Source organism: Streptomyces sp. NPDC102274 (genome assembly GCF_044766385.1).
GTDB lineage: Bacteria > Actinomycetota > Actinomycetes > Streptomycetales > Streptomycetaceae > Streptomyces.
Map to the genome: position 1 here is coordinate 1 of NZ_JBIWLW010000020.1, position 19,789 is coordinate 19,789.

Below are 19,789 nucleotides of genomic sequence, written 5' to 3' on the forward strand. Positions count from 1 at the left end.
TGCTGCAACGTCGCGCCGATGTCCGACGTACGCGTCGTCGTCATCGACTGCACCGAGACCGGCGCGTCCCCGCCGACCGCCACCGACCCCACCTGAATGCGCCGCGTGTGGCGGCGTATCGCGATCGGCCTGGCCGGCGGCACGGGAAGCCCCAGCGAGACCGGCTCTCCTGCTGTCATGTCGTCACCGCGTCCCGGCGACCGTCTCACGGACCGCGCGCAGCGACTCCTTGAGCGATCCCATGGTGGCGAGGACGGCGGTCGGCTCATATCCGCAGTGCGCCATGCAGTTGGCGCAGCGCGCGTCCTTGCCGCGGCCGTACTTGTCCCAGTCCGTCTCCTCGATGAGCTGCCGGTACGTCGGCACATACCCGTCGCTCATCAGATAGCAGGGGCGCTGCCAGCCGAAGAGCGAGTAGTTGGGGATGGCCCACGCCGTGCACGGGAAGTCGGCCTTGCCTTCGAGGAAGTCCAGGAACAGCGGTGAGTGGTTGAGCCGCCAGCGTGCCCGGTTACCGCCGGCGAACGACTTCTTGAACAGTTCCCGGGTCTGCTCGACGCCCAGGAAGTGCTCCTGGTCGGGGGCCTTCTCGTAGGCGTAGGCAGGCGAGATCATCATCTCGTCGACCTTGAGATCGTCATTGAGGTAGTTGAGCACCTCGATGATGGTCTGCGGGGTGTCGGTGTTGAAAAAGGTGGAGTTGGTGGTCACCCGGAAACCGCGGCGCTTGGCCTCCTTGATGGCCGCCACGGCCTCGTCGAACACGCCCTCCTTCGCCACGGACTCGTCGTGCCGTTCACGCAGCCCGTCGATGTGCACCGCGAAGGCGAAATACGGCGAAGGGGTGAATTTCTCGATCTTCTTGCGCAGCAGCATCGCGTTGGTGCACAGGAAGACGTATTTCCGCTTCGCCACCAGCTGCCGGACGATCTCGTCGATCTGCGGATGCATCAGCGGCTCGCCACCGGCGATGGAGACCATGGGCGCCCCGGACTCCAGCACCGCTCCGACGGCCTGGGCAACGGGCATACGCTGCTTCAGGATGCCGGCCGGGTGCTGGATCTTGCCGCAGCCCTCACATTTCAGATTGCAGGCGAAGAGGGGTTCCAGCTCGACGATGAGCGGAAACTTCTCACGCTTGCGGAGTTTCTGTTCAAAGAGGTACGTCCCGACCCTGATGGTCTGACGGAGCGGCATGGCCATCTAGCTCACCTCCTGGGGAGCAGCAAAGAACGGTGCCATTCATGGAAAGCCGGCAGGACGGCACGGAGAACGCGGAAGGCTGATATTCCACCGCGCACTGTGCCAATTCGGACGAGCTCATGCTCTGGAGCGTCCACGACCACCCGGACGGCCGCAACCGGGCGGGACCCGGCGCTCAGAGCACTTCGGAGTGTCGCCGCGGACTCCATGTCCACCGCGACCGCCCCCGTGGCGCGCAGTTGGGCCCGCTCCTGACCACGAATCACGTGGTCGGAGCCGGTCAGCGGGCCGGTGTGGACCGTACGCCCCGGCACGGCCCTGGCCAGCGCGTCCACCAGCAGTCCGGTGCCGGTACAGGGCGCGGAGCCGTTCGGGTACCGGGTCTCGTCGGCGACGATGAGATCCCCCGGGTTCATCCCGGGGACGAGTCCGGCACAGAACCCGGACGCGATCACGGCCGCGTCCCTGTTCCGGGTCTCTCCGAGCGCGCGTGCCACGGCGCGCTCGGCGTTCTTGGATCCCATGCCCGTACGCAGGACGGTCACCGGCCCCGCCTCGCGGGACCGGCCCGCGCGCAGGGCGAACCGCTCGATACCGAGCGCGCAGGCGATCAGCAGCGGCGCGGCGGGACCGGGTGCCGGACGCGACGACGGGCCGGAGGAGGGAGCCGAGGACGGCCCGGAGGACCGTTCCATCAGCTCCCCTTGCGGACGCCCGCGCGGACCGCGAGCGGCTTGGGCTCGCCGTGGAGGTACCGGCCGAGCGCGGTGAGCGGGAACACCTGCCGGTACAGGTGGTAGTTGATGGAGAAGTCCCAGGGGAAGCCGGTACCGGTGAAGTACGGCTCGTCCCAGGAGCCGTCCTCCCGCTGGGCCCCGGCGAGCCAGGCGATCCCCCGTTCGACGGCCTTGCTCTCCCGCTCGCCGGCCGCGAGGAGCGCGAGGAGCGCCCACGCGGTCTGGGAGGCGGTCGTGGCGCCGCGTCCGATCCACGCCTCGTCGTTGTACGAACGCAGATCCTCGCCCCAGCCGCCGTCCTCGTTCTGCACGGATTCGAGCCAGGAGACCGCGCGGCGGATCGCGGGGTGGGAGGCCGGCAGTCCGGCCGCGGTCAGCGCGGGCACCACAGAGCCGGTCCCGTATACATAGTTGACGCCCCAGCGGCCGAACCAGGCGCCGTTGGTCTCCTGTTCGGCGAGGAGCCACTCGATGCCGCGGCGGGTGCCGGGGTGGTGGGACTTGCCCTCGAAGGCGAGCATCTCCACGACATGCGCGGTGACATCCGCCGACGGCGGGTCGATGACCTCGCCGAAGTCACAGAAGGGCAGCCGGTTGGGGAACGGACTGGTGTTGTCGGCGTCGAAGGCGCCCCAGGCTCCGTTCCTCGACTGCATGCCCAGATTCCACCGGGCGCCGCGTTCGATGGCCGCGTCGAGCCGCTCGGCGTCCGGATGTCTGACCCGGCGCAGCGCGAGGATGACCTCGGCGGTGTCGTCGATGTCCGGGTAGTTGTCGTTGTGGAACTCGAACGCCCAGCCGCCCGGGGCGAGTCCGGGCCGGCGTACGGTCCAGTCGCCGGGGCGCACGATCTGTTCGCCGATCATCCAGTCGGCGGCCTTGACCAGGGCCGGATGGTCCGGGTTCAGCCCGGCGTCGGCGAGTGCGATGGTGGCGAGGCAGGTGTCCCAGACCGGGGACTGACAGGCCTCGATCATCCGGGCGCCGTCCTCGCGCCGGACGGCGAACCGGTCGAGCGATTCCAGACCGGCGCGCATGATCGGGTGGTCGAGGTCGTAGCCGAGCAGATGCAGCGCGATCACGGAGTAGACGGCGGGGGGCTGGATTCCGCCCCAGCAGCCGTCGTTCTCCTGCCGTTCGATGATCCAGCGCGCGGCGGCGTTCATCGCGGTACGGCGCAGCCTGCGCGGCGCGACCTTGTGGTAGGAGTGCAGCGCCTTGTCGAGGCGCTGGAACACGCCGTCCCAACTGGCCATGGGGGCGAAGGACTTGCCCGGGTTGGGGCGCGCGGGGTCGGTGTGCAACTCGTCCAGGGCGAACGGCGCGGGCCGGACGGGGCGCTTCGCGGAGACGATGGTGAGCGGCACGATCGTCTGCCGCGCCCAGCAGCCGAAGTCATAGATGTTGAGCGGGAACCACTTGGGAAAGAAGATCAGTTCGGGCGGCAGTTCCGGCAGGTCGTCCCACTTCCACCAGCCGAAGAGGGCGAGCCAGACCCGGGTGAAGACCCGGGAGCCCGCGATGCCGCCCTGTTCGCGCACCCAGTGGGAGGCGCGCGCCATGTGCGGGTCTTCGGGACCGTCTCCGGCGAGCCGCAGGGCGACATACGCCTCGATGGTGGCGGAGAGGTCGGCGGGACCTCCGTAGAAGGTGGCCCATGTACCGTCCGCGCGCTGCTCACCGCGGATGAAGAGGGCCGACGCCTCCGTGGTGCGCGCGTCCTGGACTCCGAGGAACTGGCGGAGCAGCAGATCCTCGGCGTCCATCGTCACATTGGTCGCCAGGTCGCCCTTCCACCAGCCCTGGGCGTCCTGCCTGCCGAGCAGATGCTCGACGGATCGTGCGGTGGCCCGCTCGGCGGCGACCCGAAGGTCACCGCCCGCCGCGGGGGTGATGGTTACGGTCGGTTCGCTGGCCGAGGCTGCGCGGGGTCCCACGGCCCCGGTGCTTCCGTCGGTCGTCGCTGTCATGGCTTCCCCTTCGTGCAGTGGTGTGCTTCTGCTGTGCTGGGGTCTCCGTCGTCCGGTGCCCTACGGGCTGTGGACGGCGACTGCGAGTCATATGGGAATAGTGATCATCTCTTTCGTACGACGACGAAGTCCGCGAGCGCGATGAGTTGCGCCCGGACCTGTTCCGGCATGTCAACTCCATCCAGGGCCTCGATGGCCACGGCGTGCTGCCTGCGGGCCTCCTGGGAGGTCCACTCCCGGCCACCCGCCTCTTCGATCAACGCCGCCCTGGTGGCGAACTCTTCCTCCGAGAAGGTCTCGAAATCATTGCTTTTGGCGTCGGCGGCGAGCAGTTCACCGAGCCGTTCCGACGCCGGGCCGCCCGCGGCGAGCGCGGCGACGACCGGCAGGGACTTCTTGCGCTGACGCAGGTCGCTCCAGGTCTGCTTGCCGGTGGCCTCCGGGTCGCCCCAGATGCCGAGCAGATCGTCAATGGCCTGGAAGGCAAGGCCGAGATGGTGCCCGTACGCCTCCAGCGTGTCGGCCGTACGGTCGTCGGCGCCGCCGAGGACGGCGCCGATGGAGACGGCGCAGGCGAGCAGGGCGCCGGTCTTGTTGCCCTCCATCGCCAGGCACTCCTCGACGGTGACCCGGTCGCGGTGCTCGAAGGAGATGTCCTGCGCCTGACCGTCGATCAGTTTGCGGGAAGCGGTGGTCAGCCGGCGTGTCGCGCGGCCCGCCTCGACCGTCCCGATCTCCAGAAGCACCTCATTGGCGAGCGCGAAGAGGGCGTCGCCGACGAGGATCGCCTGAGCGGGACCGTGCATCTTCCATACGGTGTCGCGGTGACGGCGCTGCTCGTCGCCGTCCATCAGATCGTCGTGCAGCAGTGAGAAGTTGTGGACCAGTTCCACCGCGACCGCGCCGGGGACGCCCCTCTCCGCCGGGGCGCCGGCGGCCTCCGCGGAGAGCAGCGCGAGCGCCGGGCGCACCGCCTTCCCGCCGTCTCCGTCGGCGGGCCGGCCCTCGGCGTCGATCCAGCCGAAGTGATAGGCCGCGACGGTGTCCATGGGCGCGGCGAGCCGCTCAACAGCGGCGCGCAGCACCGGCGTTGACAGGCTCCGCCCACGCTCCAGCAGCGCGTGGACGTCCGCGGTGTCGACAGCCGGATTCGCCGGGGGCACAGTCGGCACGGTCTCTCCTCTTGTTCCAGTACTCGTTGGTGCGGTACTCGGGCTCATGCCGCCTCCCGCAAGGGGTGTTCATGGCGGTGCCCCAGCTCGGAGAGGGCCGCGCCCGCGGCGCTGAAGCCGCTGCGCACCGCTCCCTCCATGGTCGCGGGCCAACCGGTGGCGGTCCATGCTCCGGCCAGGAAGAGACGGGGCGCGCGGGTGTGGGCCGTCGGCCGCAGTCTTCCCACACCCGGTGCGGGCGCGAACGTCGCGGTGCGCTCGCGTGTCACGAAGAAGTCCCGCACCTCCGCGCGCCGGGTGGCTGGAAGGAGTCGTTCCAGTTCGGGCAGATAGCGCGCGCGCAACTCCGACACCGGCGTGTCGATCTCGTCCTGGGCGGCCGACTGCGACACCGCCAGATACTGGCCGTCCTTCAGCCCGGAGGCCTCGGTGCGGTCGAAGACCCACTGGACCGGGCTGCCGAGCGCGGCGAAGAACGGCCGGCGCAGCACCTCGCGGTCGTACACGACATGGAGGTTGAGGATCGGCGCGGTGCCGATGTCCAGCAGCCGGTCGGGGTCCGACAGCGCGCCCCCGGGCAGCAGCGCGTGGGCCTCGCGCTGGGGTACGGCGAGGACGACGGCGTCCGCGTCGAGCCGCTCTCCGTCCATGTCGACATGCCAACCGCCGTTCTCCGCGCGGGAGACGGAGCTGACACGGGCGCGGGTCTCGGTCCGTACCCCCGCGGAGTCGAGTGCCTTGCGGGCGAGCGTGTCGTGCAGTTCACCGAGCGGGACACGCGCCCAGCCGATGTCGGCGGCTCCGGGCTCGGAGAGCAGCCCGGTCTTGAAGACCATCGCGGCGAGCCCCATGGACGCGTGCGGCGCGGTGGCGTTGAGGGTCGCCACGCCCACCAGGTCCCAGAGGGCCTCGATGGTGCGCTCCGACTGGCCGTGCCGGCCGAGCCAGGTGGCGAAGTCGATGCCGTCCAGCGCCGGATCGGCGGGGTCGAGCCGCTTCAGCGCGAGCGCGGCGCGCCCGACGGAGGCGCGCTCGGCCAGCGAGAGATGCGGATACGTCGCGAGCCCGGCGGCCAGGTGCAGCGGTACGGGCAGCCCGTTGCGGCGGATCCGTCCCAGCCTGGGGCCGCCGGCCGGGGCGACATCGAGTACGGGTACGTCCAGCCGGTCCTGGAGCGGCGCGAGCGCGGCGCCGTCCACCCGGTCCAGGAACCAGCGGTACGCCGTGCAGCAGCGCAGATACACATGCTGGCCGTTGTCCACGGTGAGGTCACCGCGCTGGAAGGAGAAGGCGAGCCCGCCGAGCCGGGGCCGCCCCTCGACGAGCGTGACCCGCACTCCGGCGTCGGCGAGCTGAAGGGCGGCCGTGATGCCGGCGAGTCCCGCGCCGACCACGACCGCGTGGCGGGACGTGCCCTCGGCCGTCGTCATTCGTGTCCTCCTCGCGCGTGTCCGTGACGTTTCGCCAGGACCGCCGGTTCCGTCACCGTCAGGGACGCGTCATGGCGACGCGGGGTTGAGAACCGCTGGTGCGCGTACGTGTTCCGGTGGATTCCGCGGGGCGTGGGGATCGGGCCGAATCGGGCGGAGAGCCGCATCAGCCACGCCTCCTGATGGTCTGCCGGGAGATCTGGCGCGCGTCGAGCCCCGAGAGCCCGCGCACGGCGACATAGGCCTTCTCACGTCCCGGCAGCGAGACCCGGCCGCGCAGCACGGCCTCGGGGTCGCGTGCGATGCGGTCGAGCAGCCGACGGTAGATACCGGCCATGGCGGCAACGCAGGCGCCACTGCGCCGGTCGAGCATGGGCAGCAGGCGCAGCCCCTCGGCGAAGAGCGAGCGGGCACGGCGTACCTCGAAGTGCACCAGTCCGGCGAAGTCGGCCCCCTCGGCCGGGGTCGCGCTGTGGAAGCCCGCGGAACAGCCGAACTTGGCGAGGTCGTCGGAGGGCAGATACGTACGGCCGTTGCCCGCGTCCTCGCGTACGTCGCGCAGGATATTGGTCAACTGGAGGGCGAGTCCCAGCGTGTCGGCGTACTCGGCGGCGCGCTCGGCGCCGGGCGCGCCGGGGGTGGTGCCGAACACGCCGAGCGACACCCGGCCGATGGCGCCCGCGACACACCGGCAGTAGGCCTTCAGGTCGTCCCAGGTCTCATAGGTGTCGCCGCGTACGTCCATCAGCACGCCGTCGATCAGCTCGTCGAGACCGCCGAGCGGGATCGGGAAGCGGCGCGCCGCGTCGGTGAGCGCGACGGCGACGGGGTCGGTGTCGTCCTCGTCCACCGCGCCCTTTCTGACCCGGTCCAGGAGGGCACGGGTGTCGTCGAGGCGTGCGTGCTTGGCCTCCGGGGCGAGTGTGCCGTCGCCGATGTCGTCCACCCGCCGGGAGAGGGCGTACAGCGCGGACATGGCCTGTCGCTTCTCGGCCGGCAGCAGTCTGATGCCATAGGCGAAGTTACGGGCCTGCTGCCCGGTGACGGCCTCGCAGTAGCTGTAGGCCGCCAGTACCGGCGCGGACATGGGCGTCTGTCCCTCCATGTTCCGGCTCACCCCTCTCTGTGCACACTTCGCAGGACAGCTCCCACTTCGCGCAGCAGACGCGGCTTGGTGGGTTTGGGCGGCCCGGGGAGCACATCGTGCCCGGCGGCCGCGATCGAAGCGAGGGCGGCACGCCCTCCGGCGACGAATCCGGCGAGCAGCAGCCGGAGCCTGCCGTGGACGCTACCCACCAAGGGGATGCCCTCATCCAGCAGCTGCCCGGCACGTTCGGCCTCGAAGGCCACCAGCGCGCGCACCGACGCGTTCGCGGTGCCCGCGGCCAGGTCCGCCTCAGTGACATGAAACCTTTTCATGTCCTGGGCGGGCAGGTAAATACGGTCGCCGCCGAGGTCCTCGGTGACGTCCTGGAGATGTTCGACGATCTGCAGCGCCGTGCAGACGGCGTCGGAGCGGCGGACCCGCTCGGCGCTCGCGGTGCCGGTGATCTGGAGGACGAGACGGCCGACCGGGTTGGCGGACAGCTCGCAGTAGGCGAGCAGGTCGTCGTAGGTCTCGTAGCAACGCACCAACTGGTCCTGGCGGTTGGCCGCGATGAGTCCGAGGAACGGCTCGGGGGTGAGCGTACGGCGCCGTACGGTCGAGGTGAGGGCGCGCAGCAGCGGATGCGCCGGAGCCGGGCCCTGCGGGTCGAAGACGCGCCGCAGATCGGCCTCGAAGGCGTCGAGCATGACCAGCCGGTCGTCGGCCCGGGCGGGTTCGACGCCCAGGTGGCGGGCGTCGCCGCCGCCGGGGGCGAGATCGCCGTCACCGATGTCGTCGACAAGCCGGGCGAAGCCGTACACGGCCATCAGATCGTCTCGCCACGCGCGCGGCAGAAAGAACGGGGCCACGGGAAAGTTCTCGTCGGCGGCCTTGTCCAGAGTGGTGCGCGCGGAGGCGTCGGAGCGTACCTGTGGGGGGCCCGTCATCGCGTGCTGCCCGGTACGGGGACGGCGGAATCCTCGCGGAGCTGGAGATTTTCCGTCATTGCCGTCACATCTCCCGTTCTACACTGCCGACCCAATACATCCCATTTCGGACACGCCGCCCGCTCTCCCGAGTACAGAAGGCTGTCAGGCGGGCGGGGCGCTCTGTGGGAATGACCCCACTTGCCGCGAATCAGCCCTGCACAGCTTACGTTGTACAACTAAGAGGAACACGTCGGGGTGATACGCGCATTAAAAGAGCGTCGCAATACATGCCAACCTTCCCCCGACCCACCGGACTTGACCGATCTTTGACGATCGACTCACCAGGAGGCCCCCACCGGCGCGGTCCGGCGGGGGCCCGTTCGATCGTGGCAGACCGGGCTACTTGCCGGTCTCCTTCTCGTACGCCTTGATGACCTCGTCGGTCGGGCCGTCCATCAGGAGCTCGCCCTTCTCCAGCCACAGCACCCGGTCGCAGGTGTCCCTGATCGACTTGTTGCTGTGGCTGACCAGGAAGACCGTACCCGCCTCCTTGCGCAGCTCGCGGATCCGCTGCTCGGAGCGGATCTGGAACTTGCGGTCGCCGGTGGCCAGCGCCTCGTCGATCATCAGGACGTCGTGGTCCTTGGCGGCGGCGATGGAGAACCGGAGCCTGGCGGCCATGCCGGAGGAGTAGGTCCGCATGGGGAGGGTGATGAAGTCGCCCTTCTCGTTGATGCCGGAGAAGTCGACGATGCCCTGGTAACGCTCCCGGATCTCCTCGCGGGTCATCCCCATGGCCAGACCGCCGAGGATGACATTGCGTTCACCGGTCAGATCGTTCATCAGAGCCGCGTTGACCCCCAGCAGGGACGGCTGGCCGTCGGTGTAGACCTTGCCGCTCTCGGCCGGCAGCAGACCGGCGATCGCGCGCAGCAGGGTCGACTTGCCGGAACCGTTGGTGCCGATCAGCCCGATCGCCTCGCCGCGGTACGCGGTGAAGGTGACCCCCCGGACGGCATGGACCTTGCGGACGCCCCGCGACTCCCCCTTGCCGCGGCGGAGTATGCGGCTGAGCGCGGCGGTGGCGCTGCCCTTGCCGCCGCCACCGCCGTTGACGCGGTACACGATGTGCACGTCGTCGGCGATGACCGTGGGGATACGCCCCTGCGTGTTGTCCTCAGCCACGGCCGTAGCGCTCCTCAGCCTTCCAGAAGTAGACGAAGCCGACGACGCCCAGGAGCACGGACCACGCCAGCGCGACCAGCCAGACATGCGCGGGCAGGTTCGACGAACCGTAGCCGTCGATCAGCGCGTACCTGACCAGGTCCATGTAGACGGCGGCCGGGTTGTACTGGAGCACGTCGGCGATCCAGGCGGGCTTGTCCTTGAGCATCAACGGGATCGAGAACATCACGCCCGAGGCGTACATCCAGGTGCGCATCACGAACGGCATCAGCTGGGCGAGGTCGGGGGTCTTGCTGCCCAGCCTCGCCATGATCAGCGCGAGCCCGGTGTTGAAGACGAACTGGAGCGCCAGCGCGGGCACGACCAGCAGCCAGCTCAGGGCCGGGTAACTACCGAAGGCCACCGCGACGGCGACCAGCACGATCATCGAGAACAGAAGCTGCTGGAGCTGCTGGAGGGAGAAGGAGATCGGCAGCGAGGCCCGGGGGAAGTGCAGGGCCCGGACGAGCCCCAGATTGCCGGAGATGGCACGGACACCGGCCATCACGGAGCTCTGGGTGAAGGTGAAGACGAAGACCCCGGTGACCAGGAAGGGCACGAAGACATCCTGCGGGATGCCCCTCTTGGTCCCCAGGATGAGACCGAAGATCAAGTAGTAGACAAAGGCGTTCAGCAGGGGGGTCGCCACCTGCCAGAGCTGGCCCAGCTTCGCCTGGCTGTACTGGGCCGTGAGCTTCGCCTGGGAGAAGGCCAGGATGAAATGACGCCGGCCCCACAGCTGCCGGATGTAGTCGCGCAGCCCTGGCCGGGCACCGCTCACCGACAGACCGTACTTGGCGGCGAGATCCGCCGCGGACAGACCGTCGTCGGGCGACGGGGGGGCGCTCACAGCGATCGCACCCTCTTGGGTTGTGTCACTCACAAGTTGAAACTTTCGTGTTCAAGATGCGCAGCCGGTCGGGCACGGGCGCGGACGGCCCGGCCCCGGGGGGTAAGAGGCAGGCGGCCTCTTGTCCGATGCTCTCAGAACCGAGCTTGTCAGATGACAGGCGGTCGGCCCAGCCGGGTCAGCCGCCATACCGTACGCCACTTCATCGGACGGCGCGGCCCGCACGGGGTGGCCCAGCCCTCCCGGAACCCGCCGAACCACGCCTTCAGCGCGGTCAGGGAAGGGCGCCGGACCAGAGTGAGCAGCACCCATACGCCGACATAGAGCGGAACGACGACGGCGGGCAGATTACGACGGGCGAGCCAGACCCGGTTGCGGGCAACCATGCGATGGTAGACCGCGTGCCGGGACGGCGGCATGGTCGGGTGGTTCAGCACCATGTCGGCGCGGTAGTCGATCATCCAGCCGGCGTCCAGCGCCCGCCAGGCGAGATCGGTCTCCTCATGGGCGTAGAAGAAACCGCCGGGCAGCGCGCCGACCTCCGCGAGGACCTTCGTCCGCACGGCGCTGGCACCGCCGAGGAAGGTCGTCACCCGGGAGGACCGCAGCGGGTCCGAGGCGCGCAGCCGCGGGACGTGGCGGCGCTGGGTGAGACCCGTCTCCGGGTCGGTGATCCGGAAGCTGACGATCCCGAGCACGGGATCGGCCGCGAAGGCCTCGCGGATCAGCTCGGCGGTGTCGGTGTGGGGCAGCAGACCGTCGTCGTCCAGGAAGAGCAGGGCGTCCACGGCCGAGCCGGCGGCCCCGAACGCCTCGATCCCGACATTGCGGCCGCCGGGGATACCGAGGTTCTCGGGCAGCTCGACGGTCCGTACACCGTCGGGGACGGCGCCCACGGGGGCGCCGTTCCCGACCACGACGATCTCGACCGGGTCGCCGTTCTGGTGGCGGACGGAGTCGATCAGCGCACGCAGTTCGCCGGGGCGGTCACCCATGGTGATGATCACCGCGCCGAGCCGCATGTCGCTCACCTCAGCCTGCTGGACGCCAGGATGGAGACGAGGTGCAGCAGGGTCTGGACGACGGCGATTCCGGCCAGGATGGCGATCCCGAGGCGGCTGAAGAACAGATCGCCGTGGACCACGTCCAGGATCGCCGCCACCAGGATGAAGAGGCTGGCCTCGATCCCGCCGACGAGCCGGTGGAACTTGAGCATGGCGGCCGCCCTGCGGGCCAGCGCCAGACCGGAGGAGCGGGGCACGGACGCCTCGTCCTTGACGGCGGGCAGTCCGCTGCGCTGACGGGCCACATCGACCAGATCGGTCTCGGCCTTGATCAGGATCGCGCCCAGCGCGGCGAGTGTGCCGAGGAAGGCCCAGAGCCAGTTCGTGGACGTGCCGTTCTGGTGGAAGACGTCCGCGCCGCGTACCCCGAAGCCGATCAGCAGAGCGGCCTCGCAGAGATAGTGGCCGATGCGGTCGAGATAGACACCGGTGATGGAGGTCTGCTTGCGCCAGCGGGCCACCTCGCCGTCGACACAGTCGAGCAGCAGATAGACCTGGAACAGGACCGCCGCGAGGATCGCGCCGGTGAGTCCGGGCACGAGAAGGGCGGCACCGCCGATGACACCCACGACCACCATGAGGTAGGTGAGCTGGTTGGGCGTGATCCGGGTGTTCACCAGATACGGGTCTATGTGCAGCGAGATCTCCCGCATGTACAGGCGCCCGGCCCAGTGCTCCCCGCTGCGCCGGTCCTTGACCCCCTCCGGGTGTACGACCGGGCGGAGTTCAGCTACTGATGGTCTTGGCATAGTCGGCGTACGCGTCCCTGATCTGGTCGGTGGACAGGTCGAGGTGCTCAAGGATGGTGAAGCGGCCCGGACGGGTCTGCGGCGCGTAGGCGACGGCCCGTACGAACTCCTCCACGGTGAAGCCGATCTCCTCGGGCAGCACGGGCAGCCCGTGCCGGTGCAGCACCTCGGTGAACAGGTGTGACTCCTCATGGGCGCCGCGCAGATGCATCGCGAAGGCGGCGCCGATGCCGACCTGTTCGCCATGGAGCGCGGCACGCTTGGGGTAGAGCAGGTCGAAGGCGTGGCTGATCTCGTGACAGGCGCCGGACGAGGGGCGGGTGTCCCCGCTGATCGACATGGCGATACCGGTGAGCACCAGCGCCTCCGCCAGGACGGTCAGGAACTCGTCGTCACCGGCCCCGCCGGGGTGGCGCAGCACGGCTTCGCCCGCGGTACGGGCCATGGCGGCGGCCAGTCCGTCCACCTGCTCGCCGTTGGTACGGTGCGACAGCTCCCAGTCCGCGATGGCCGAGAGGTTCGAGATGGCGTCGCCGATGCCGGACCGGACGAAGCGGACCGGCGCGTCCCTGATCACATCGAGGTCGATGACGACGGCGATGGGGGTGGGGACGCCGTACGAGCCGCGGCCGTTGTCGTTGTCGAGCGTCGCGACCGGTGAACACAGGCCGTCGTGCGAGAGGTTGGTGGCGACGGCCACCATCGGCAGGCCCACCCGGGCCGCCGCGTACTTCGTCACGTCGATGATCTTGCCGCCGCCGACGGCGACCACGGCGTCGTACCGCTTGCCCTTGATACCGTCCGCGAGCCTGACCGCCGAGTCGATCGTGCCGTCCGCGACGGAGAACCAGTCCGCGCCCGGCAGGTCCGGCGCGAGCCGCTCCCGCAGTACCTGTCCGGAGCCGTCGCTTATGGCCACGGCGAGCCGGCCCGAGCTGGAGATCCGCTGGTCGGCGAGGAGGCCCGCGAGATCGTCCAGGGCGCCGCGGCTGATGTCGACGACGACCGGGGACGGGATGAGCCGGGTCAGTACTGGCACGCGATCTCACGACCCTTCGCGAGGTCGTCGTGGTTGTCGATCTCGACCCAGGGGATGTCGCCGATGGGCGCCACGTCGAGGGTGAAGCCTCGGTTCACCAGCTCCTGGTAGCCGTCCTCGTAGTAGAGGTCGGGGTCGCGCTCGAAGGTGGCCTTCAGCGCGTCGGCGAGGTCCGCGGCGGCCTCGGGCTCGATCAGTGTGACGCCGATGTACTCGCCGGTGGCGGTGGCCGGGTCCATCAGCTTGGTGATCCGGCGTACGCCCTTGGCGCCGTCCGTGATGACCTTCATCTCCTCGTCGGCCAGCCGCTTGACCGTATCGAGGGCGAGGATGATCCTGCGGTCCTCACCGCGGGCCGCGAGGAGGGTCTTCTCGACGGAGACCGGGTGCACGGTGTCGCCGTTGACGAGGATCACCCCCCGCGTCAGCACATCACGCGCGCACCAGAGGGAGTAGGCGTTGTTCCACTCCTCGGCCTTGTCGTTGTCGACGAGGGTGAGCTTCAGCCCGTACGTCTTCTCCAGGGCGGCCTTCCGCTCGTACACGGCCTCCTTGCGGTAGCCGACGACGATCGCGGCCTCGGTGAGGCCGACCTCGGCGAAGTTGCCGAGGGTCAGGTCGAGAACCGTGGTGGTCCCCTCCCCCGCCGGGTCCACCGGCACGAGCGCCTTCGGCAGCGTGTCGGTGTAGGGGCGCAGACGCCTTCCGGCACCGGCGGCGAGTACGAGGCCGATCATGCGGGTTCTCCTTCGTCATGTACGGCGGGGGCTCCGGAGGACACCCAGAACCGGATGGACTCCGTGAGGGCGACCAGCGCCACGGCGACGGCGAGCACCGTCAGTTCCAGCGGGAAGTCGAACTCGCGCGTGGAGAGGGCGGCGGCCAGGGTGACCAGCAGCGTGCGGCCCTCGTGTCCGCCGAGTATCCGGACGAGGAGGCGGGGCGGGGCGCCGGCCCCGGCGCGAATGCGGTACACCGTGTCGTAGTGATGGTAGGCGACCGTCGCCACCAGCCCGAAAGCCGCGGGCAGCGCGCCGGGCACATCGGCGCGGGCGGCGAACACCAGGATGGTGGTGTACTCGGCCGACCGGAAGACCGGTGGGATGAGCCAGTCGAGGGCGCCGCCCATCCGGCGGGCGACGGCGAAACCCGAGGCCAGGACGTACACCAGGGCGCCGAGGACGAGCACGGCGCTGTCGAGGGGCGCATAGCCCGGCCAGGGGCTCTTCAGCGGCCCGAAGGCAGCCGTGGCGACGAGCGCGACGCCACCGGCCAGCGCGATCAGGAACGGCAGCACGCCGGGCAGCGCGCGGGCCGGGCGCCGCAGCACCCGTGCGACGAGCTCGGCGAGCGGTCCCGAGTCGGCGAGGTCCGCGAGGGCGCGGGCGGCCCGGTCGGTACGGGTGGCCCTGCGGGTCACCGAGCGCAGGACACGGCCGGCCGTGGTGTAGCAGGCGGCGAAGGCGCAGCCGATGAGCAGCGCGTAGAAGACGATGCGGGGCGTGGTAACGGCCGTCAGGACGGCGATCATCGCCCAGCGCTCGCCGATCGGCAGCACGATCATCCGGCGTACCCAGACCGTCCAGCCGACGCTGTCGAGTTTGCTGGAGAGGGCCGCGGTGGGGGTGCCCACGACGGCCTTGCCCTCGGTGTTCGCGGCCGTGGCGTCGACGTTTGCCTCGTTGAACGAGAAATCCACGACATGGCGGCACGTCTGGAGGACCATCGCGCCGAGAGCGAGCGCCCATACGTCGTCGCCGCCCCGCGCGGCGCCGAGCGCCAGACCCGCGTAGTAGGCGTACTCCTTGGCGCGGTCGAACGTCGCGTCCAGCCAGGCGCCCATCGTGGAGTACTGGAGCGAGTAACGGGCGAGCTGCCCGTCGGTGCAGTCCAGGACGAAGGAGAAGAGCAGCAGCAGGCCGGCGGCGACATAGCCGCCGCGGGTGCCGGTGGCCGCGCAGGCCGCCGCGATCAGCGCGGTGATCAGCGACGCGGTGGTGACCTGGTTGGGGGTCAGGCCGCGGCGCGCGCACCAGCGGGCGAGATAGCGGGAGTACGGGCTGACGCAGAAGGTGGTGAAGAAGCCGTCGCGGGCCTTCACTGCGGAGCGCAGCCGTACGGCCTCGTCGTCCACGGCGGCGACGGCGGCCCCGGCCTGTTCCCGGGCGGCGGCGTCGGCCGGTACGGCGGCGACGAGCGAGCCGAGTTCGGGGCGGGTGACGGCGGTGCCCGCGGCGTCGAGCGTGGTCGCGACCCGGTCGGCGAGCGGTTCAGACGGAGCCACGGCGGTGGCGGCCGTCCGCTGGGCCTCGGCCGCCGCGCCGCCGAGCGGCTGGGGGCCGTCCTCGTCCCCGTCCAGGGCGGTCATGGCGCGCAGCAGCGCGGCACGGGCGCCGGGCTGGGCGGTGAGCGCGCCGGGCACCGCGGCGGCCGGGAAGCGGGGGTCGGTCAGGGCCAGCCGCAGGGCGTGGACATGGCCGACGAAGCGGGAGTCGACCAGAGCGACACGCTCGGTCGCGGGGGCGGCGGCGAGCAGGCCCCGGGCCTCTTCCGCGCCCGGCGCGGTGCGTACGTCGAAGCCCAGCGACCGCAGATCGCCTTCGAGCGACGATCCGGGTACCGGAGGACCGGTGAGGATGGCGGTCGACAGACGAACTCACTCCTTGGCGCTGACAGGGCTGGGTGCGCGGCGAACGCCCCGGGGTCCGGGCTGCGGCACGTCGGCAGAGGCTATCGGATGAACGGAAGACTTAGTTCACCGACCGTTTACGTCCCGGACGCCATGATCTGAGCCGGGAGCAGCCCGCGTGGAGATCATCATCGTCGATCGACGGCCCGCCCCACAAACCGTGGGTGCCGGGGACGGGACCATGACGTGAACAGGACCTGAGCGGGGGCGCCGGAACGGACGTCCAGGCCCTCTCCGGTCGATCTTCCCGGGCCGCGAAGAACGGCCGGACAGGGCCTGGGGCCTGTCTTCAAAGGCGTGGGTGCCGGGCGCCGCCGGACAGGCGGGACTTTGAAGACAGGCCCTAGGGTGACGGCATGACGTGGCTGATCACAGGTGGAGCGGGTTATATCGGGGCACACGTGGCGCGGTCCATGGCCGCGGCGGGTGAGCGGGTCGTCGTGCTCGACGATCTGTCGACCGGTGTCGCCGACCGGCTGCCCGCACAGATCCCGCTCGTGCGGGGCTCCTTGCTGGACCGGGGGCTCGCCGACCGTACGCTCGCCGGGCACGGGATCACCGGAGTCGTGCATCTGGCGGCGAAGAAGCAGGTCGGGGAGTCCGTCGAGCAGCCGCTGATGTACTACCGGGAGAATCTGCACGGGCTCACGGTGCTGCTGGAGGCCGTGGTGGCGGCGCGGGTGCGGCGGTTCCTCTTCTCCTCCTCGGCGGCCGTGTACGGCGTGCCGGATGTGGAGTTGATCACGGAGCGGACGCCCGCCGTGCCGATCAATCCGTACGGCGAGACCAAGCTCGCGGGTGAGTGGCTGGTACGGGCGACCGGACGGGCGCACTCCATCGCCACCGGCTGTCTGCGCTACTTCAATGTGGCGGGCGCCGCGCGGCCCGAGCTCGCGGACACCGGAGTGTTCAACATCATCCCGATGTTCTTCGACCGGATCAGCCGGGGCGAGGCGCCGCGGATCTTCGGCGCCGACTATCCGACACCGGACGGCACCTGCATCCGGGACTACATCCATGTCGCCGATCTCGCCGAGGCCCATCTCGCGGCGGCCCGGTGGCTGGCCGGCCAGAAGGACGCCAGCGATCTCACGGTGAATATCGGCCGCGGCGAGGGCGTCTCGGTCCGGGAGCTGGCCGATCTGGTGGCGGAGGTCACCGGTGACCGTACGGAGCCGGTGGTCGAGGCGCGCCGTCCCGGTGACGCCGCGCGGGCCGTCGCGGCGGTCGGGCTGATCGCCGAGGAGCTGGGCTGGACGGCGAGCCGCGGTGTGCGCGAGATGGTCGAGTCGGCCTGGCAGGGCTGGCGACTGCACCATCCCACGGCCTCGGTCGGGTGACCGTGCCGCGCTCTGACCTGCGACCATTTCCGCAGGTCAGAGCATATGACAACGGTGTTCAGTGCCGTGTTGCCGGATACCCCCCGCCCGTAGTTCACTGACCTCGTCGGCAGTTCGGCCGGAGGACCGGGAGGCGTCTTCATGGGGGCAGGGCACAACCACGGGCACACACACGGAACACCACCGGCGGGCACCGCGACCGCCGCGTACCGGGGCCGGCTGCGGATCGCTCTGTCCATCACCCTGTCCGTGATGGTGGTGGAGATCATCGGTGGTATCGCCTCCGACTCTCTCGCCCTGGTCGCGGACGCGGCGCACATGGCGACGGACGCGGTGGGCCTCGGGATGGCCCTGCTGGCCATCCACTTCGCCGCGCGGCCCGCGGACGAGACGCGCACCTTCGGTTTCGCGCGGGCCGAGATCCTCGCCGCGCTGGCCAACTGTCTGCTGTTGCTCGGGGTCGGCGGCTTCCTGCTGTACGAGGCGATCGAGCGCTTCATCGCGCCGCCCGAGACCAGGGGCGGCCTCACGATCATCTTCGCCCTGGTGGGCATGGCCGCCAACATGGTCTCGCTCTCGCTGCTGATACGGGGGCAGAAGGAGAGCCTCAATGTGCGCGGCGCGTATCTGGAGGTCCTCGCGGACACCCTGGGCTCGCTCGCGGTGCTGGTCTCGGCCGTCGTCATCCTGACCACGGGCTGGCAGACTGCCGACCCGATCGCGGGCCTGCTGATCGGGCTCATGATCGTCCCGCGTACGGTGAAGCTGCTGCGGGAGACGCTGAACGTCCTGCTGGAAGCGGCGCCCAAGAACGTGGACATGAATGAGGTACGCGCACATATGCTCGCGCTGCCCGGCGTTGCGGACGTACACGATCTCCATGTGTGGACGATCACTTCCGGAATGCCGGTCCTCTCCGCGCATGTCGTGGTGGACCAGGACGCGCTGGACGCGGTGGGCCACGAGAAGATGCTCCATGACCTGCAGGGATGTCTGGGGCATCACTTCGATGTCGAGCACTGCACCTTCCAGCTGGAGCCCCGGGGCCACGCGGAGCACGAGGCGAAGCTCTGCCACTGACGCCCGTGAGGCGAACGAACATGCCCACGCGCTCGAAGTGCGGACACGAGGCTTTTGTACGGCAGACTTGGGCCCCGAGGCCCGATGCGAAGGATGGTTATGCCGACCACACCAGTCACTGCGGCGAACAGCCCGTCGAACGGCGCACAAGAAACGATCATGCTGGAGCTGGTCGACGAGCACGGCAATACCATCGGCACCGCCGAGAAGCTCTCGGCCCATCAGCCGCCGGGCAGGCTGCACCGGGCGTTCTCGGTCTTCCTCTTCGACGAGCAGGGGCGGCTGCTGATCCAGCGCCGCGCGCTCGGCAAGTACCACTCCCCGGGCGTCTGGTCGAACACCTGCTGCGGGCATCCGTACCCGGGTGAGGCGCCGTTCGCCGCCGCCGCCCGCCGTACCCACGAGGAGCTGGGCATCTCGCCGTCGCTGCTCGCCGAGGCGGGGACGGTGCGCTACAACCACCCCGACCCGGCCTCGGGGCTGGTCGAGCAGGAGTACAACCATCTCTTCGTGGGGCTTGCGCAGTCCGCGCCGAGCCCGGATCCCGTCGAGGTCTGCGAGACGGTGTTCGTCACCCCGGAGGAGCTGACGAAGCGGCATGGCGAGGCCATGTTCTCCGCGTGGTTCATGACCGTTCTGGACACGGCGCGCCCGGCCATCAGAGAGCTCACCGGGCCTGCCGGGGGCTGGTAACACGTCCCCTCGGCGCCTCCTCGGACGCGGCCGGCGACGGAAAGGGCAGCACCGCCCAGACGATCTTCCCGCCGCCGGCGGTGTGCTCCACCCCGCAGTTCCCGCCGGCCTCACGCGAGATCTCCTGTACGAGCAGCAGCCCACGCCCGCCGGTCCGGGCGTGATCCGTCTCCAGCGCCGTGGGCCGGTAGGGATGGTTGTCCTCGACCGACACCCGGATCCACGCCGCGCCGATGGCGACCTCGACGGCGATCTCCGGCGAGAGCAGGGCCGCGTGTTGTACGGCGTTGGTGACCAGTTCGGAGACGATGAGCAACACCTCCTGGACGACCCCGTCCCTGGCCGGTACGCGCTGACGTCTCAGCAGGTCACGTACGGCGTGTCTGGCCTGCGGTACGGAGATGTCGACGGCGGGTGCGGTGAACCGCCAGACCCCCTCGTACGACAGCGGCCGGGCCGGAACACTTCCGCGGCTCTCCATCGTGCGGCACCCACCCTTGCCTCGAACGGTGTCGTCCATCGGTACCGAGTCT

General features: G+C 70.0%; 20 protein-coding genes. 4 read left to right on the plus strand and 16 right to left on the minus strand.

All coding sequences use genetic code 11. The features are described 5' to 3' along the window. The 15 genes from ACIRQP_RS24915 to ACIRQP_RS24985 all read right to left on the minus strand — a co-directional run. Window positions 1–179: flavodoxin-dependent (E)-4-hydroxy-3-methylbut-2-enyl-diphosphate synthase (locus ACIRQP_RS24915; protein ID WP_403893483.1), on the minus strand; the 179-nt coding region annotated here is incomplete at its 3' end. A 4-nt stretch (window positions 180–183) separates the two neighbouring features. After that, window positions 184–1,203 carry an adenosyl-hopene transferase HpnH gene (hpnH, locus tag ACIRQP_RS24920; protein WP_403893344.1) on the minus strand — a complete coding sequence of 340 codons (1,020 nt, stop codon included), beginning with the start codon at window positions 1,201–1,203 and terminating at the stop codon, window positions 184–186. A 5-nt stretch (window positions 1,204–1,208) separates the two neighbouring features. Beyond that, window positions 1,209–1,898 (minus strand): 1-hydroxy-2-methyl-2-butenyl 4-diphosphate reductase, encoded by a 690-nt coding sequence (locus ACIRQP_RS24925; protein ID WP_403893345.1) that lies wholly within the window; start codon window positions 1,896–1,898, stop codon window positions 1,209–1,211. Then, complete coding sequence (gene shc, locus ACIRQP_RS24930; protein WP_403893346.1) at window positions 1,898–3,910, minus strand: squalene--hopene cyclase; 2,013 nt, start codon at window positions 3,908–3,910, stop codon at window positions 1,898–1,900. Before shc ends, ACIRQP_RS24925 begins: the two co-directional genes overlap by 1 nt. Before the next feature lie 104 nt (window positions 3,911–4,014). Beyond that, window positions 4,015–5,073: a polyprenyl synthetase family protein gene (locus ACIRQP_RS24935; RefSeq protein WP_403893484.1), complete on the minus strand. Its 1,059-nt coding sequence runs from the start codon at window positions 5,071–5,073 to the stop codon at window positions 4,015–4,017. Window positions 5,074–5,126: 53 nt separating this feature from the next. Further along, window positions 5,127–6,512, minus strand: a complete 1,386-nt coding sequence (gene hpnE / locus ACIRQP_RS24940) for a hydroxysqualene dehydroxylase HpnE (protein WP_403893347.1) — start codon at window positions 6,510–6,512, stop codon at window positions 5,127–5,129. A 166-nt stretch (window positions 6,513–6,678) separates the two neighbouring features. Next, window positions 6,679–7,617 (minus strand): presqualene diphosphate synthase HpnD, encoded by a 939-nt coding sequence (gene hpnD, locus ACIRQP_RS24945; RefSeq protein WP_403893348.1) that lies wholly within the window; start codon window positions 7,615–7,617, stop codon window positions 6,679–6,681. Window positions 7,618–7,625: 8 nt separating this feature from the next. After that, window positions 7,626–8,546, minus strand: a complete 921-nt coding sequence (gene hpnC / locus ACIRQP_RS24950; RefSeq protein ID WP_403893349.1) for a squalene synthase HpnC — start codon at window positions 8,544–8,546, stop codon at window positions 7,626–7,628. A 381-nt stretch (window positions 8,547–8,927) separates the two neighbouring features. Next, the gene (locus ACIRQP_RS24955; RefSeq protein WP_403893350.1) at window positions 8,928–9,713 is read right to left on the minus strand and encodes an ABC transporter ATP-binding protein; all 786 of its coding nucleotides are present in this window, start codon (window positions 9,711–9,713) and stop codon (window positions 8,928–8,930) included. Then, on the minus strand, window positions 9,706–10,635 hold the full coding sequence (locus ACIRQP_RS24960; protein WP_403893351.1) for an ABC transporter permease: 930 nt from the start codon (window positions 10,633–10,635) through the stop codon (window positions 9,706–9,708). The genes ACIRQP_RS24955 and ACIRQP_RS24960 overlap by 8 nt, the downstream gene beginning before the upstream one ends. A 116-nt stretch (window positions 10,636–10,751) precedes the next feature. Further along, window positions 10,752–11,624 (minus strand): glycosyltransferase family 2 protein, encoded by an 873-nt coding sequence (locus tag ACIRQP_RS24965; protein WP_403893485.1) that lies wholly within the window; start codon window positions 11,622–11,624, stop codon window positions 10,752–10,754. A 5-nt stretch (window positions 11,625–11,629) separates the two neighbouring features. Further along, window positions 11,630–12,415, minus strand: coding sequence for a CDP-alcohol phosphatidyltransferase family protein (locus ACIRQP_RS24970; RefSeq protein ID WP_403893352.1), 786 nt, complete (start codon window positions 12,413–12,415; stop codon window positions 11,630–11,632). Beyond that, entirely contained in the window at window positions 12,393–13,454 is a 1,062-nt protein-coding gene (locus ACIRQP_RS24975) for an iron-containing alcohol dehydrogenase family protein (protein ID WP_403893353.1), read from the minus strand. Before ACIRQP_RS24975 ends, ACIRQP_RS24970 begins: the two co-directional genes overlap by 23 nt. Continuing rightward, complete coding sequence (locus ACIRQP_RS24980) at window positions 13,442–14,191, minus strand: sugar phosphate nucleotidyltransferase (protein ID WP_403893354.1); 750 nt, start codon at window positions 14,189–14,191, stop codon at window positions 13,442–13,444. The genes ACIRQP_RS24975 and ACIRQP_RS24980 overlap by 13 nt, the downstream gene beginning before the upstream one ends. Then, window positions 14,188–15,876: a DUF5941 domain-containing protein gene (locus ACIRQP_RS24985; protein WP_403893355.1), complete on the minus strand. Its 1,689-nt coding sequence runs from the start codon at window positions 15,874–15,876 to the stop codon at window positions 14,188–14,190. Before ACIRQP_RS24985 ends, ACIRQP_RS24980 begins: the two co-directional genes overlap by 4 nt. Before the next feature lie 51 nt (window positions 15,877–15,927). On the opposite strand from ACIRQP_RS24985, the gene ACIRQP_RS24990 reads away from it, so the two are divergent. From ACIRQP_RS24990 to idi, 4 genes are all read left to right on the plus strand, one after another. Then, the gene (locus tag ACIRQP_RS24990) at window positions 15,928–16,245 is read left to right on the plus strand and encodes a hypothetical protein (RefSeq protein ID WP_403893356.1); all 318 of its coding nucleotides are present in this window, start codon (window positions 15,928–15,930) and stop codon (window positions 16,243–16,245) included. Window positions 16,246–16,499: 254 nt separating this feature from the next. Next, window positions 16,500–17,483 carry a UDP-glucose 4-epimerase GalE gene (gene galE / locus ACIRQP_RS24995; RefSeq protein WP_403893357.1) on the plus strand — a complete coding sequence of 328 codons (984 nt, stop codon included), beginning with the start codon at window positions 16,500–16,502 and terminating at the stop codon, window positions 17,481–17,483. 141 nt (window positions 17,484–17,624) lie between these two features. Further along, entirely contained in the window at window positions 17,625–18,563 is a 939-nt protein-coding gene (locus ACIRQP_RS25000; protein ID WP_403893358.1) for a cation diffusion facilitator family transporter, read from the plus strand. A 99-nt stretch (window positions 18,564–18,662) separates the two neighbouring features. Then, window positions 18,663–19,256, plus strand: a complete 594-nt coding sequence (idi, locus tag ACIRQP_RS25005) for an isopentenyl-diphosphate Delta-isomerase (RefSeq protein WP_403893359.1) — start codon at window positions 18,663–18,665, stop codon at window positions 19,254–19,256. Here the strand turns inward: idi and ACIRQP_RS25010 are convergent. Further along, the gene (locus ACIRQP_RS25010) at window positions 19,231–19,737 is read right to left on the minus strand and encodes an ATP-binding protein (protein ID WP_403893360.1); all 507 of its coding nucleotides are present in this window, start codon (window positions 19,735–19,737) and stop codon (window positions 19,231–19,233) included. The genes idi and ACIRQP_RS25010 overlap by 26 nt on opposite strands. Window positions 19,738–19,789: the final 52 nt, after the last annotated feature.